Source organism: Aeromonas piscicola (genome assembly GCF_000820005.1).
GTDB classification, from domain to species: Bacteria; Pseudomonadota; Gammaproteobacteria; order Enterobacterales; family Aeromonadaceae; genus Aeromonas; species Aeromonas piscicola.
This window is the reverse complement of record NZ_CDBL01000044.1, coordinates 176,552-190,480: the sequence shown is the minus strand read 5'-3', so window position 1 is coordinate 190,480 and position 13,929 is coordinate 176,552. Positions and strand designations below refer to the sequence as shown.

Below are 13,929 nucleotides of genomic sequence, written 5' to 3'. Positions count from 1 at the left end.
TATTAATGGACATTATCGCGAATTACGGCACTACTCTGGTGCTCGTGGCGGCCTTGTTCGGCTTTTTGATGGCCTGGGGTATAGGCGCGAATGACGTGGCCAACGCCATGGGCACATCGGTCGGCACCAAATCCCTGACTATCCGTCAGGCAATCATCATCGCCATGATCTTCGAGTTTGCCGGTGCCTATCTGGCCGGCGGCGAAGTGACCGCCACCATCCGCAATGGCATCATAGATACCAACGCCTTTGCCGACACACCGGATCTGCTGGTGCTCGGCATGATCGCCTCCCTGCTGGCGGCCGGTGCCTGGTTGATCCTGGCCTCCTACTTCGGCTGGCCCGTCTCCACCACCCACTCCATCATAGGCGCCATCGTCGGCTTCGCCGTGGTGAGCATAGGCCCGGAAGCGGTACAGTGGAGCAAGTTCGGCGGCATAGTCGGCTCCTGGATCATCACCCCGGCCATCTCCGGCATCATCGCCTACTTCATGTTCATCAGCGTGCAGAAGCTCATTTTCAACACAGATGATCCCCTGGCCAACGCCAAGCGCTACGTGCCGTTCTACATGTTCCTGACCGCTCTGGTGATCTGTCTGGTGACCATCAAGAAGGGGCTGACCCACGTTGGTCTGCACCTGAGCGACGGCGAAGGGATCCTGCTCTCCATCGTCATCTCCATCGCGGTGGCGTTTGCCGGCTGGCTCTACATTCGCGGCCAGCAATACAACCCGCAGGATGACAGCAAGATGCACTTCGCCAACGTGGAGAAGGTATTCGGCATCCTGATGGTGATCACCGCCTGTGCCATGGCCTTTGCCCACGGCTCCAACGACGTGGCCAACGCCATAGGTCCGCTCTCCGCCGTGGTCTCCATCGTCGACAGCGCCGGTCAGATCGCCGGTCAGTCCACCATCGCCTGGTGGATCCTGCCGCTCGGCGGCATAGGCATAGTGATAGGTCTGGCGACCATGGGAGAGAAAGTGATGGCTACCGTCGGTACCGGCATCACTCACCTGACCCCGAGCCGTGGCTTCGCCGCCCAGCTGGCCACAGCCGCGACCGTGGTGATCGCCTCCGGTACGGGTCTGCCCATCTCCACCACCCAGACCCTGGTGGGTGCCGTGATGGGTGTCGGTCTGGCCCGTGGCATCGCCGCCCTGAACCTGGGCGTACTGCGCAACATAGTGGTCTCCTGGATCATCACCCTGCCCGCTGGTGCCATCTTGGCCATCGCCATCTTCTACGTGCTGCAAGCCTGTTTCTCCTGATACGCGCAGCAGCAAAAAGCCCGGGTCACTGACCCGGGCTTTTTTTATATCCCTCTTTATCCGGAGCATGGGAAGTGAGGAGTCGGCGGCGCTTGGCACTGTATCTCTTCACAATTTCGGGCATGCCACCTCCGGCCGCTGCGACCGGCTTGCATCCCCTGCCCGGCAGGCGCAGACTGTTTGGCCTTGTTTTGACTCAAGGCACTTATCATGACCCCTGCCATCAACCTCCTGAAAAAGCTCAAGATCCCTCATAAGCTCTACCCCTATGAGTGCGAAGCTCACGACGATTTCGGCAAGCATGCCGCGACCCAGCTCGGCCTGCCGGAAGCCCAGGTGTTCAAGACCCTAGTCGCCCATCACGACAAACAGGCTGTGGTCGCCATAGTGCCCTCATCGGGCATGTGTAGCCTCAAGCAGCTGGCCAAGGCCACAGGTTTGAAGAAGGTGGAGATGATGAAACCGGCCGAGGCCGAGAAGCTGACCGGTTACAAGGTGGGCGGCATCAGCCCGCTGGCCCAGAAAAAGCTGCTGCCCACAGTGCTCGACGACTCCGCCATGGCGTTTGACGAGATACTGGTGAGCGGCGGCAAGCGCGGCCTCTCGGTCGGGGTGGCGCCACAGGACATGCTGACCCTGCTGAAGTGGATCGCAGCCCCCATAGGCGAGCACCATGAGTAACGCCCGAAATGACAAGGCCCGCTGACGGGGCCTCGTTTGTTTTGTCGGGTCAGGGGGCCGGCAAGTCGTCATTGGTACGACAGGCGGCTGTCAGCTCGGATAGCCGCAACCGCTGTCTGCCGGCCTCATCGAAGTTCTCCTCGGCCAGCCAGCGCTCGTAACACTCCTTCAACCCTGGCCACTCGCCGTCGATCACCGAGAACCAGGCGGTGTCCCGTGCCCGCCCCTTGTCCACCCGGCTCTGGCGAAAGGTCCCCTCGTAACTGAAACCGAGGCGCAGCGCCGCCTGCCAGGAGGGCTGGTTGAGCGCGTTGCACTTCCACTCGTAGCGCCGGTAGCCGAGGGCAAAGGCGTTGGCCATCATCAGCACCATGGCCGCCGTCGCCAGCCGCGAGCGCTGCAGAGCGGGGGAAAAGTGCAACCAGCCCACCTCTATGCTGCCCGCCTGGGGATCGATGCGCAGGTAGCTGGCCAGCCCCAGCGGCTGTTCGCCATGCTCGTCGAAGATGGTGTAGAACTGGGGATCCGCCTTGGCGGCGCACTCTCGCAACCAGATGCCCATGGCCGCCTCATCGGCAAAAGGCCCGCTGGTGAGGTAGGTCCACATGGCCCCGCTGTCGGTGGAGAACGCCTGCCAGAGGCCCGGGCCATGACGCTCGGGATCCAGCGGATCCAGCCGGCAGCCCCAGCCTGACAGTGGCCGATGGGGAGGAAACTCGACCCCGCGCCAGTCGGGCAAGCAGACGCCAACCACTTGGCCGAACTCGTTCAGATGATGATCAGCAGCCACAGGTAATTCCTCCTTCCTGCAAAACGCCCACATCCTCACCGAGGGCGACGGCAAAGCCGTCCTGGTGCCACCAGTGCAGGCCGCCGATCAGCTCCTTGACCTGAAAGCCCAGCGCCGCCAGTTTGTAGGCCCCTTGAGTCGAGCCGTTGCAGCCTATGCCGTCGCAGTAGCAGACATAAACCTTGTCCCGCGCAAGGGTCGCCGTCGTAGCCGGATTCATGGAGCCATGGGGGAAAGAGACGGCTCCGGGAATATGCCCCAGCCGGTAATGCTCGGCGGAGCGGGTGTCGATAACGACGATGCGATCTTCTTTTCCCAGCAGATCGGCGGCCAGATCCGCCGGGTCGGTGCGAAATCTCAGCTGGGCCTCGAAGAAGGCGCTGGCATCCACCGGGCTGGCAAGACCCGTACTCAATACATGACTCATGGTGAAGCTCCTTGTGGCTAAACCCGGATCCGGGTGGTGGCGATGGTTTTGACCTGGCTGATGAGGTCGGTGCCCAATAGATGGCTCATAGTGAAGCCTCCCGTGACCACAGCTCGATTTTGGTGATCACTGTGGTCCTGACCGAGTTGGCGATGAAGCACTCCTCGTGGGCCTGATGGTGCAGTTGCTCCAGCTCGGCCAGGGTGGGCTGCCGGTCGCCGGCAAACTGCACCCGCGGCTGCAATGTGACCCTGGTGATGGACTGGCGACCCCTGTCGTCTGCCTCCATGATGCCCACCGCCTCGTCCCGGTAGCTCGCCACCCGATAACCCGCCCTGGCCACCAGCCAGAGGAAGGTGAGCATGTGGCAGCTGGAGAGGGCCGCGACGAAGGCCTCCTCGGAGTCGACGTGCTCGGCCACCGACCAGGGCAAGGGCACCACGTGCGGGGAGGAGGAGGCGGGCACCCTGACGCCGCCATCAAACTCCCACCAGTGGGCTCGACTGTAGCGCTGATCGACGAAGGGCTCGCCAGCCCCGCACTGCCAGCTGATGGTGGCGCTGTATTCCGACATGCAGACTCCTTTCATTGCCAATATCTGTTGATCCCGAACCTTGAGCCTCAATGTAGCGACATAATGGCCTTGCCACGCCGACCAATTTTGCCAATATGGGCAGACCAATTATGCCAAGCGCCGGAGATAGCCATGCCCGCCCTGCCAACCCTGTTTGCCACTCAGCAAGCCAGCGAGCTGCCGCTGCACGAGCAGCTGGTGCGCACCCTGCGTGGTGCCATCCTGGCCGGCCACCTGCCCCAACATAGCCGGCTGCCCGCCAGCCGTATGCTGGCAGGGGATCTGGGGGTCTCCCGCAGCACGGTGGAGCTGGCCTATGGCCGGCTGGAGGCGGAGGGCTATCTGGTGCGCAAGGTGGGGGCCGGCAGCTTCGTGGCGCTGGCAGCGGTGTGCCCGGCGCCACGTCCGCCCCAGTCGGCGGCCGGACTCTCCCGCCGTGGTCAGGAGATGGCAGCAGGCGGTGCCTGTCATGACACACCAGACGTCGGCGCCTCCTTTGCCTCCAGCCAGCCGGACTCCCGCCTCTTCCCTCATGCACTCTGGGGTCGGCTGATGCAGCAGCAGTGGCGTCAGCAGGGCGAACGCTGGATGAACTATGGCGACCCGCAAGGCTTGCCCGAGCTGCGCAGCGCCATCAGCAGCTATCTGGTGCAGTCCCGCGGCGTGGTGTGCGAGCCGGATCAGATCCTGATCCTCACCAGCTCCCAGCAGGGGATACTGCTGGCGACCCAGCTACTCATCGATGCCGGTGATACCGTCTGGGTAGAGGATCCCGGCTACCCCGGGGCCCATACCGCCATGGAGAGCGCCGGTGCCAGAGTCCACCCCGTGCCTGTGGATGGAGAGGGGCTCAATCCACTGGGGCAACACCCGGCACCGCGCCTCATCTATACCACGCCAGCCCACCAGTACCCCCTGGGCGTGCCCATGAGCCTCGCCCGCCGAATGGCGTTGCTGAGGGAAGCCGAGCGTCATGGCGCCTGGATCCTGGAAGACGATTACGATGGGGAATATCAGTACGATCAGCGGCCGCTCCCCGCCCTGCAGGGGCTGGATAGCCAGGGGAGAGTCATCTATGTGGGTACCTTCAGCAAGGTGCTGTTCGGCTCGCTTCGACTCGCCTATCTGGTGCTGCCAAGGCCGCTGATGAGTGCCTTCTGCCAGGCCAGGGCGGCCTTTGATGGCCACAGCAACCAGTTGCAGCAGGCGGTCACGGCGGACTTCATCCGCGCCGGTCATTTTGCGGCCCACCTGCGCCAGAGCCGGCTCATCTACCAGAGCCGGCGCGACCTGCTGCTAACCGAGCTGGCCAGCCACTGTCCGCAGCTCACCCCCATCCACAGCGGCGCCGGTTTGCAGTGCGCCGTGCTGTTGCCCGCCGGCGGCGAGGCCCGCTGGACCAAGAGCGCCAATGACATGGGTATTGGCCTGCGCCCGCTCGGCCAGTTCTATCTCGGTGAGCGGGATCTGGAAGGCTGGCTGCTCGGCTTTGGCGCCCTCGACAACCAGACCCTGCGCCGGCTCTGTCGCCAGCTGGGCAGCCTGATGGCGTCGTCCTGACGGGATCATTCTGGTAGCGAGGCAAGCCGGCCCAGGGGCAGGGCGCAGCCCCGGGCGCCGGACTATAATGGACGGACCAAAGTCGTATAGCCTAGCCGAGATGTATAGACTCCTGTTTCTGACCCTCTGCCTTTTCCTCCCTTCCATTCTGATGGCGGCCACCCGCTTCACCTACATCAGTCCGGAGAGCGAACGGGATCCGCGCATGACCTATGACAGGGAGCTGCTGCGTCTCGCCCTCGACAAGACCCGTGACACCTTCGGCGACTATGAGCTGGTGCCCGCCCCGGCCATGACCAAGGCCCGGGTACGGCTCAGCCTGCAACTCAACAGTTTCACCAACCTGTTTGCCATGGACAGCTACAGCAGCACGCGTGATGGCAAAGGGTTGGCGTATGTCCGTTTCCCCATTCATCTCGGTATCGTCAGCTATCGCATCTGCTTCGTCAGCCCCCAACGGCAGGCGGCCCTGGCAGAGGTGCATGATCTGGCAGGATTGCGCCGTTTCACCTTTGGCCAGGGCAAGGGCTGGCTGGATGTGGAGATACTGCGCCACGCAGGTCTCAAGGTGGTGGAGGTGGATGGCTACGAGATGCTGTTCAAGATGGTGGCGCGCGGCCGGTTCGATCTCTTGTGCCGAGGGGCGAGCGAACTGCGCAGCGAGCTGCTGACTCACAAGGACATAGGGGGTCTGAAGATGGATCCCTACCTGCTGCTCTACTACCCGCTGCCCAGGGTCTTCTATACCAATGCGGCAAACGGCGAGGCCCTGAAACGGGTGGAGACAGGGCTGCGTCAAGCCTGGCAGGACGGTTCGCTGCAGGCCTTGTGGCGCCGCAGATTCGGCCCCGCCATCGCCTTTGCCGGGCTCAAGCAGCGGCGCATGCTGCGACTGGAAAACCCCTTCCTCGAGGGGATCAACTTCGACTACCGCCCCTACTTCTACAACCCCATGACGGATCACTTCGGCGAGCCCTGATGAGGCTCAGCCCTGCTCGCGGCAGAGCGCCAGCCAGGCCTCGGCGGTGCGGGAAAGATAGCGTTCGCTCGGCCAGATCACCCCGAGCCGCCAGCTGAGTTCAGGTAAAAGCGGCCGCAGCACCAGCCCGTCCGGTGTCAACCGACGGCAGATGGGTTCGGGCAAAAAGGCGACCCCCATGCCGCTGCGCACCATGGCGGTGAGAAAGTCCCACTGGCTGCTGCGAGCCGCCACCTGGGGCACGAAACCCGCCTGCTGGCACGCCTGCTCCAGCCGCTCGCTCAGGGTGAAGGCCTGGGTGTAGAGCAGGAAGGGCTCATCACGCAAATCCTCCAGCCGGATCTCGCGGCACGCGCGCCAGCGCGGCAAGTCAGGCAACACCACCTGGATAGGATACTGATCCAGCTCCAGCGCGCTCAGGGCGCCCCCCTCTTTGGTCGGCAACATGGTGATGGCGAGATCCAGCTCCCCCGCCAGCACCGCCTGCTCGATGCGCCGACCGCCATATTCGACGATGGAGAGCTCCACCTTGGGATAGCGGCTGCGATAGGTGCGGATCAGATCCGCATAGACGTGGCCCACCATGGGCGGGATGCCGAGGGCCAACCGGCCAAATTGCAGGCTCTGCAGATCGGCGAGTTCCGCCTCCAGCTGCTGCATCTCGGCCAATATGGTCTGGGCCCGGTTGAACAGCACCTGGCCGCTGTCGGTCAGGGTGAAGCGGCGCCCCTCCCGGTTAAGCAGCGGCTGACCCAGCTCCTCTTCGATGTTGCGGATCATCTTGCTGATGGTGGGCTGGGTGACGAACAGCTTCTCGGAGGCGCGGGTGAAGCTCTGCTCCCGCACCAGTTCGACAAAGTAACGCAGGGCTCGGATATCCATGGTGCTCTCTCACAGGCGGCGAGCCTTAATCATGCCTCTTTGGCATGAATTTGATAATTTAAATTCATTTTTTGCAGGTTTTGCTTATCTCTATACTGTGAGCCAGTTCACAGAAAGACACCCATCATGAAAGCCCTCTGCATTCGCTGGTTCCAGACTCCCTTCCAAATCGCCCTGCTGGCCGCCATCTGGCTGCTGGCCGATGCAGCGGTACGCACCTTCCATCTGCCGCTGCCCGCCAACCTCACCGGCATGCTGGCACTGCTGGTCCTGATCCTGCTCGGCGTGGTCAAGACCCAGTGGTTCAGCGCCGGCGCCCGCTGGCTGCTGGCCGAGATGCTGCTGTTCTTCGTGCCGGCCGTGGTGGCCGTGGTCAACTATCAGGATCTGCTGTTGCAGGAGGGGTGGCGCATCATGCTGGTCTTGCTGATCAGCACCACCCTAGTGCTGGGCACCACGGCGCTGGTGGTGGACAGGGTCTATCGACTAGAACTGAAGCTCGCCCGCCGGAGTCGCCGTCATGTCTGATACCCTGCTTGGCCTGCTCTGCTTCGTCCTGACCCTGCTGTTCTACTACGCCAGCAAGTGGCTCTATGGCAAGAAGCGCATACTGCCGCTGATGCCGCTGCTGCTGGCACCCACCCTGTTGGTGGCAGTGGTGCTGCTGTTTCACATCCCCTATCAGGACTACATGGCCCAGTCCCACTGGCTGCTCTGGCTGCTGGGCCCGGCCACCGTCGCCTTCGCCGTGCCCGTCTATGAGAACCGCCAGCTGATCCACCGTCATTGGCTCTCCCTCTCGGTCGGGGTCGTCGCCTCCGTCATCATGGCGGTGGGCAGCACTGTGCTGCTGGCGCGCTGGCTGCACCTCTCCGACATGTTGCAGCGCAGCCTGGCGATGCGATCCATCACCACACCGTTCGCGGTGGAGGCGACCCGCGCCATCGGCGGCCAGACAGATCTCACCGCCCTGTTTGTGGTGCTGACCGGGGTGATCGGCATGGCGGTGGGAGAGAGCGTGCTCACCCTGCTCGCCATCCGCAGCCGCCTCGGCAAGGGGGCCGGTTTTGGCGCCTCGGCACATGGCGCCGGTACCGCCAAGGCGTACCAGATGGGTAACGAGGAGGGCGTCGTCTCCAGCATGGTGATGATGATTGCCGGCATGGTAACCGTGCTGCTCGCCCCCCTGCTCGGCCAGATGTTCTGGTAATCCGGCCTGCCGCCAGGCGAGGTCAATTTCCCCTGCCAGGGACGGCAAACCTCCCCCGCCAGCCGCTACACTGAACTCAATGTGATGCAAGTGAGCGGTATGATGAACCACAGCGTGATCCCCCTCGGGTTGCTGATATGCAGTCTGCTCTTCTCCCCCTTCTTGCAGGCCGTGGACATAGTGACCCACGTCAGCCCGGAAAGTGATCGGGATCTGCGCACCCTCTACGGCCAGCAACTGCTGCAGCTGGCGCTGGAGAAGACCCGTGACAGCTTCGGCGATTACGAGCTGCGCCCGGCCCCGCCCATGAGCCGGACACGGCTGCGCCAGGTGCTGCAATACAATCTTTATCCCAACCTGCTCGCCATCGACAGCTTCCCGCCTCCCGGAAACCCTCATGATCTGGACTATGTCCGTTTCCCGGTGGATCTCGGCATCCTGGGGTATCGCATCTGCTTCGTCAGCCCGGCGCGGCAGCAGGCGGTGGCACAGGTGCGCACCCTGGCCGATCTGCAGCAGTTCAGCCATGGTCAGGGCCGTGGCTGGCAGGATGTCGACATCTTGCGTCATGCCGGCTTCAAGGTGCAGGAGGTGGAAGGGTACGAACGGCTGTTCAAGCTGGTGGCCAGGGGCCGGCTGGACCTGTTCTGCCGGGGAGCCAACGAGCTGCTTACCGAACTGGAAACCCACCGGGATCTGGCCCGGCTCACGGTCGATCAGCACCTGGCTCTCTACTACCCCTTCATCCACCTCTTCTACAGCCACAAGGACAACCAGCACGCCCTGCACCGCATACGCGCCGGCCTGCAACTGGCCTGGCAGGACGGATCGCTGCAGGCGCTCTGGCTCAAGACCTTCAAGCCCGCACTCGACTTTGCCAGACTGGACCAGCGCCTGCTGTTCAGGCTGGATAACCCCCTGCTCCGGCAGATGGATTTTGACTATCGCCCCTATCTCTACGACCCCCTCAGCCACAGCTTCGGACCCGGCGAAGCCGTGAGTCATGAACAGCAGCACGAGGGGATCCCGACCCACTAGCAAGGGCGCAGCCACTACACTCATGGGAGTCTCTTTCTCCGACAGGAGGTCACGATGCGCTGGATCCCACTGCTTGCCTTGTTTCTCGCCCTGCCCGTGCTGGCAGCTGCCCCGACTGTGTTCACCTACATGAGCCCGGAGAGCGAACACGATCCCAGAGTCACCTATGACCGTGAGCTGCTGCGGCTGGCGCTGGAGAAAACTCGCGCCAGCCATGGCGACTATCGCCTGCAAGCCGCCCCGCCCATGACATTGGCCAGGATGTGGATCAGCCTGCGCTTCGATCACTATCCCAACCTGTTTGCCATGGACAGCTACCACTCGGGCCGTGACATGACGGGGGTCGACTATGTGCGCTTTCCCATCTATCTCGGCATCGTCAGCTACCGCATCTGCTTCGTCAGCCCCCAGCAGAAGGAGGCCGTCGCCAGGGTCACCAGCCTGGAGCAACTGAAAAAGTTCGACCTGGGCCAGGGCAAGGGCTGGCTCGATGTGAAGATCCTGCAGCAAGCCGGGTTCAGGGTGCAGGAGATAGAGGGTTACGAACAGTTGTTCAAGATGGTGGCGCGTGGTCGTTTCGATCTCTTCTGCCGCGGGATCAACGAGTTGCCTCAGGAGAAGCTGAACCACAAGGAGGTAAAGGGCCTGGTCATGGATGAGAACATAGCCCTCTACTACCCCCTGCCCCGCGTCTTCTTCACCCACAATGCCAACCGGCAGGCGATCCAGCGGGTACAGGCCGGGCTCAAGGCCGCCTGGCGAGACGGCTCGCTGCAGGCGCACTGGCTCAAGACCTTCAAGCCCTCCCTCACCTTTGCCCACCTCAACACCCGCCGCCTGTTCCGGCTGGAGAATCCCTTCATCAAGGACATAGATTTCGACTACCAGGCCTATTTCTACGACCCCGTCCACGGCCGTTTCGGCCCGGGCGAACCCTGAGCGGACCTTGCCCGGGCAGCGACATCCTCGGCCGACAGCCCCAGCCTGCGCCTCTTGGAACACACCACAGCAAAAAGCCCGGGTCAGTGACCCGGGCTTTTTCATGGCGGACAGCTGGCAGAAGCCGTGCCTACTCCTCGATGAAGGTCCACTCGTCCCGCACCCGGCTGATGGCATCGAGCCGGCGCTTGGCGAGCTGCTCGCGAATGGCCTCGCCCTTGAAACCGGCTGCCACTATATCCTTCACGGGCACAGCCTGGGCTGCGCCGAGCGCCTGGGCCACATAATCGGGCTCGGCATAGACCCGCTCCTCGAAACCGGTTCGGCCGTGGAAGTCGGCGCGGCAGGCGTCCAGCAGCTGGGCGAAACGCTCGGGTCTGCGCCAGGCATCCGCCTTGTCGAACACCTTGAGCAGGGTCGCGGGCTTGAGTTCGAAGGCGATGTGGATATGAGTGTGCAGATCGCTCACCAGCAGCGCCAGATCGCGGCAGTCGTTCGGCACCCGAAAACGCTCGCAGAAGTCGCGGATCAGCGGTAGTCCCTTCTGGCCGTGACCGTGGTGGCTCGGCCAGAAGGCGGGCGGAGTCAGCCCCTTGCCAAAGTCGTGGCACAGGGCGGCGAAGCGCACCGCCAGCTCGGGGGAAAGGCGACACGCCTGCCCCAGCACCATGAGAGTGTGGATGCCGGTGTCGATCTCCGGGTGCCACTTGGCGGGCGCCGGCACACCGAACAGGGCGTCCAGCTCCGGGAACAGCGCCTTGAGGGCGCCACATTCACGCAGCACCTCGAAGAAGATCTGGGGTGTCTGTCCCAACAGCACCTTCTCCAGCTCCTTCCAGACCCGCTCCGGGGTCAGGTGGGCCAGCTCGCCGGCGTCGGTCATCTCGCGCATCAGCGCCAGCGTCTCGGGGGCCACCACGAAGCCCTGGGCGTGGAAACGGGCGGCGAAGCGGGCAACCCGCAGAATGCGCAGCGGATCCTCGGCAAAGGCCGGGGAGACATGGCGCAGCACCCGTCGTTCCAGATCCTGAATGCCGCCGTAGGGATCGTGCAGCCGACCCTCTTCATCCTCGGCGATGGCATTGACGGTGAGATCCCGGCGCAGCAGATCCTGCTCCAGCGTCACCTCGGGGGATGCATGGCAGACAAACCCGGTGTAACCACGGCCCTGCTTGCGTTCGGTGCGGGCCAGTGCGTACTCCTGCTGGGTCTTGGGATGGAGAAACACGGGAAAGTCGCGGCCCACCTGGCTGAACCCCAACGCCAGCATCTGCTCCACGGTCGCCCCCACCACCAGGTGATCCCGATCCCCTTGCGGCAATCCCAGCAGGCGATCCCGCACCGCGCCCCCAACCAGATAAGTCTGCAATCTACGTCTCCCTTGATAAACCTGCCTCGATTATACCGGTTTTGCCTGGCGGGCACGATGGCCCGCCACTCCCTCGCAATCAGGCCGCCGTGATCACCCGGCCGGTTTGGCCCGACAGCCACTCTGACTTATCCCCACCACAACCAGGCCACATTCGATAAAAACAGCGGTTTTGGCCGCCAGACGCGCCAGCCCCCCTTATGGCATCCGGGTCTTTGACATCCCGGTGGGGAGGCTTTAACCTGCCGCCCATAACAATGGAATGGATCCTTATGTACACACAGTTCTTCGGTCTGTCGGAGCCCCCGTTCTCCATCTCGCCCAACCCCAAATACCTCTATATGAGTGAACGTCACGGGGAGGCCCTCGCCCACCTCAACTACGGGTTGCAGGATGGGGGAGGCTTCGTATTGCTGACCGGGGAAGTGGGAACCGGTAAAACCACCGTCTCCCGCTGCCTGTTGCAGCAGTTGCCGGCCGAGACCAAGATCGCCTACATCCTCAATCCATCCCTGACCGAGCGTGACCTGCTGGCGGCCATCTGCGACGAGTTCCAGCTGCCGTACGACAAGGATGCCGGTCTCAAGCTGCTGTTCGATCTCATTCGCGACCACCTGCTGGCCAACCTGGCGGCAGGCAAGCGCAGCGTGGTGCTGGTGGATGAAGCCCAGCATCTGCTGCCCGGTGTGCTGGAACAACTGCGCCTGCTCACCAACCTGGAAACCGACGAGAAGAAACTGCTGCAAGTGGTGCTCATCGGTCAGCCCGAGCTGCAACAGATGCTGCGCCAGCCCCTGCTGCGCCAGCTGGCCCAGCGCATCACTGCCCGTTATCACCTGCTGCCGCTTTCGCATCAGGACGTGGATGCCTATGTGCGCTTCCGGCTGCAGGTCGCAGGCTGCGTCCAGCCCATTTTTACCCCCAAGGCGCTCCAGACCCTGCACCGCCTCTCCGGCGGCATTCCCCGCCTCATCAACCTCATCTGCGATCGCGCCCTGATCGCCGCCTTCGCCCGTGGCAGCCACAAGATAGTCCACGGCGACATCAGCCTGGCGGCATATGAGGTGAGCGGCATTCGCGACGAAGGCACCTGGCAGTCCGGCCTCATGGTCGCCCTGGCAGGGGCCTTGCTGGTCGCCACCGGCTGGTGGGGCTGGCAGTTCTTCGGCTTCTTCCCCGAGCGACCCGTGATCAAGGTAGAGGTGCCGGTCAAGGTGGACGACACCCCGGAGCAGCAGGAGCAGCTGACCCGCGCCATCAATCAGGCGCTGGAGCCGGATAGCGCCATGCAGAATCTCTACAAGGTGTGGGGCTACCAGACCGAGCTGGAGGAGGCGACCTGTGACAACGCACCGCGCGCCGGCTTGCGCTGCCAGGAGGGCGACGCCTCGCTGGCGGAGCTGCAGGCCCTGCAGCACCCGGCCCTCATCAGCCTGACCGACGAGACGGGCGGCATCTATTACGCAACCCTGGTCAGTCTGGGGCCGGACAAGGCCAACCTGCTCATCGGCAACCAGAGCTGGCAAGTGGACAGGCAGTGGCTGTCCGACTTCTGGGGCGGCAGCTACACCCTGCTGTGGCGCATGCCCAAGGGCGGCGTCGCCCTGATCGGCAACAATGCCGGGGCGACCCAGGTGCAGTGGCTGGACAACGCCCTCAGCCGTGCCCTGCAACAGCCGGATCGCAAGGTGCGTCGCTTCGACGCCGAGCTGAAGAGCAAGTTGCAGCAGTTCCAGCGCGAGCAAGGGCTCAACCCGGACGGCATCGCCGGCAGCAATACCCTGCTGCGCCTCAACGTGATGGCCGGTGAACCCATGCCGAAGCTGGAAGATGAGTCCCAGCGCGCCAGCACACCGGCCACGCCGGATACCATGAACGATGAGCCCATGGCCACATTGTCCGAGGAGGCTTCCTGATGTCTACCCTGCTCAAAGCGCTGCGCCGGGCCGAACAGCCCCAGTTCACCCCGCATATTCCGGCGATGGGGCTGCCCGTCACCCAGGAAGAGGAGCAGAACCGGCGCTGGATCTGGTGGCTGCTGGCCCCGCTTGCCCTGCTGATGGGGGCCGGCGCCAACTATGGCTGGCACCTGCTCAACAACCGCCCCATCGAGAAGACGGTGGAGGTGAAAGAGGTGGTCACGCCGCCGTTCGTGCGGGTCGAACCCAGGCCCATGATCACCCGCCCGCTGCCCCCGCCGCTGCCGGAA

The 13,929-nt window shown here is 63.6% G+C and carries 14 protein-coding genes and 1 pseudogene; 10 read left to right on the top strand and 5 right to left on the bottom strand.

What is annotated here, in order from left to right; translation table 11 throughout:
* Positions 1–5: 5 nt before the first annotated feature.
* Entirely contained in the window at positions 6–1,271 is a 1,266-nt protein-coding gene (locus BN1128_RS09960; RefSeq protein WP_042868184.1) for an inorganic phosphate transporter, read from the top strand.
* 210 nt (positions 1,272–1,481) lie between these two features.
* Positions 1,482–1,952 (top strand): Cys-tRNA(Pro) deacylase, encoded by a 471-nt coding sequence (gene ybaK / locus BN1128_RS09955; RefSeq protein ID WP_042868183.1) that lies wholly within the window; start codon positions 1,482–1,484, stop codon positions 1,950–1,952.
* A gap of 49 nt (positions 1,953–2,001) precedes the next feature.
* Here the strand turns inward: ybaK and BN1128_RS09950 are convergent, their stop codons facing one another.
* The 3 genes from BN1128_RS09950 to BN1128_RS09940 all read right to left on the bottom strand — a co-directional run bounded on the left by BN1128_RS09950 (position 2,002) and on the right by BN1128_RS09940 (position 3,743).
* On the bottom strand, positions 2,002–2,742 hold the full coding sequence (locus BN1128_RS09950) for a GNAT family N-acetyltransferase (RefSeq protein WP_042868182.1): 741 nt from the start codon (positions 2,740–2,742) through the stop codon (positions 2,002–2,004).
* Positions 2,732–3,169 (bottom strand): rhodanese-like domain-containing protein, encoded by a 438-nt coding sequence (locus BN1128_RS09945; protein ID WP_042868181.1) that lies wholly within the window; start codon positions 3,167–3,169, stop codon positions 2,732–2,734. Before BN1128_RS09945 ends, BN1128_RS09950 begins: the two co-directional genes overlap by 11 nt.
* An 85-nt stretch (positions 3,170–3,254) precedes the next feature.
* On the bottom strand, positions 3,255–3,743 hold the full coding sequence (locus BN1128_RS09940; RefSeq protein WP_042868179.1) for an OsmC family protein: 489 nt from the start codon (positions 3,741–3,743) through the stop codon (positions 3,255–3,257).
* Positions 3,744–3,875: 132 nt separating this feature from the next.
* On the opposite strand from BN1128_RS09940, the gene pdxR reads away from it, so the two are divergent.
* Both pdxR and BN1128_RS09930 read left to right on the top strand, forming a co-directional pair.
* Positions 3,876–5,303, top strand: coding sequence for a MocR-like pyridoxine biosynthesis transcription factor PdxR (pdxR, locus tag BN1128_RS09935; protein ID WP_042868177.1), 1,428 nt, complete (start codon positions 3,876–3,878; stop codon positions 5,301–5,303).
* 100 nt (positions 5,304–5,403) lie between these two features.
* A complete protein-coding gene (locus BN1128_RS09930) occupies positions 5,404–6,282 on the top strand; it encodes a hypothetical protein (protein WP_042868175.1) in 879 nt (292 codons plus the stop codon).
* 6 nt (positions 6,283–6,288) lie between these two features.
* On the opposite strand, the gene BN1128_RS09925 is transcribed toward BN1128_RS09930, so the two are convergent.
* Entirely contained in the window at positions 6,289–7,164 is an 876-nt protein-coding gene (locus BN1128_RS09925) for a LysR family transcriptional regulator (protein WP_042868173.1), read from the bottom strand.
* A 126-nt stretch (positions 7,165–7,290) separates the two neighbouring features.
* On the opposite strand from BN1128_RS09925, the gene BN1128_RS09920 reads away from it, so the two are divergent.
* The 4 genes from BN1128_RS09920 to BN1128_RS09905 all read left to right on the top strand — a co-directional run bounded on the left by BN1128_RS09920 (position 7,291) and on the right by BN1128_RS09905 (position 10,351).
* Positions 7,291–7,692 carry a CidA/LrgA family protein gene (locus BN1128_RS09920; protein ID WP_017412989.1) on the top strand — a complete coding sequence of 134 codons (402 nt, stop codon included), beginning with the start codon at positions 7,291–7,293 and terminating at the stop codon, positions 7,690–7,692.
* Positions 7,685–8,374, top strand: a complete 690-nt coding sequence (locus BN1128_RS09915) for an LrgB family protein (RefSeq protein ID WP_042868170.1) — start codon at positions 7,685–7,687, stop codon at positions 8,372–8,374. The genes BN1128_RS09920 and BN1128_RS09915 overlap by 8 nt, the downstream gene beginning before the upstream one ends.
* Before the next feature lie 99 nt (positions 8,375–8,473).
* Positions 8,474–9,412, top strand: coding sequence for a hypothetical protein (locus BN1128_RS09910; RefSeq protein ID WP_042868168.1), 939 nt, complete (start codon positions 8,474–8,476; stop codon positions 9,410–9,412).
* 54 nt (positions 9,413–9,466) lie between these two features.
* A complete protein-coding gene (locus BN1128_RS09905; protein WP_042868166.1) occupies positions 9,467–10,351 on the top strand; it encodes a hypothetical protein in 885 nt (294 codons plus the stop codon).
* A gap of 130 nt (positions 10,352–10,481) precedes the next feature.
* Here the strand turns inward: BN1128_RS09905 and BN1128_RS09900 are convergent, their stop codons facing one another.
* Positions 10,482–11,720 carry a multifunctional CCA addition/repair protein gene (locus BN1128_RS09900; protein WP_042868164.1) on the bottom strand — a complete coding sequence of 413 codons (1,239 nt, stop codon included), beginning with the start codon at positions 11,718–11,720 and terminating at the stop codon, positions 10,482–10,484.
* Between the two features lie 272 nt (positions 11,721–11,992).
* On the opposite strand from BN1128_RS09900, the gene BN1128_RS09895 reads away from it, so the two are divergent.
* Both BN1128_RS09895 and exeB read left to right on the top strand, forming a co-directional pair.
* A complete protein-coding gene (locus BN1128_RS09895; RefSeq protein ID WP_042868162.1) occupies positions 11,993–13,636 on the top strand; it encodes an ExeA family protein in 1,644 nt (547 codons plus the stop codon).
* Positions 13,636–13,929, top strand: a pseudogene (gene exeB / locus BN1128_RS09890) (GspB family T2SS assembly factor variant ExeB); the annotation flags it as partial. The gene BN1128_RS09895 and the pseudogene exeB, both read left to right, overlap by 1 nt.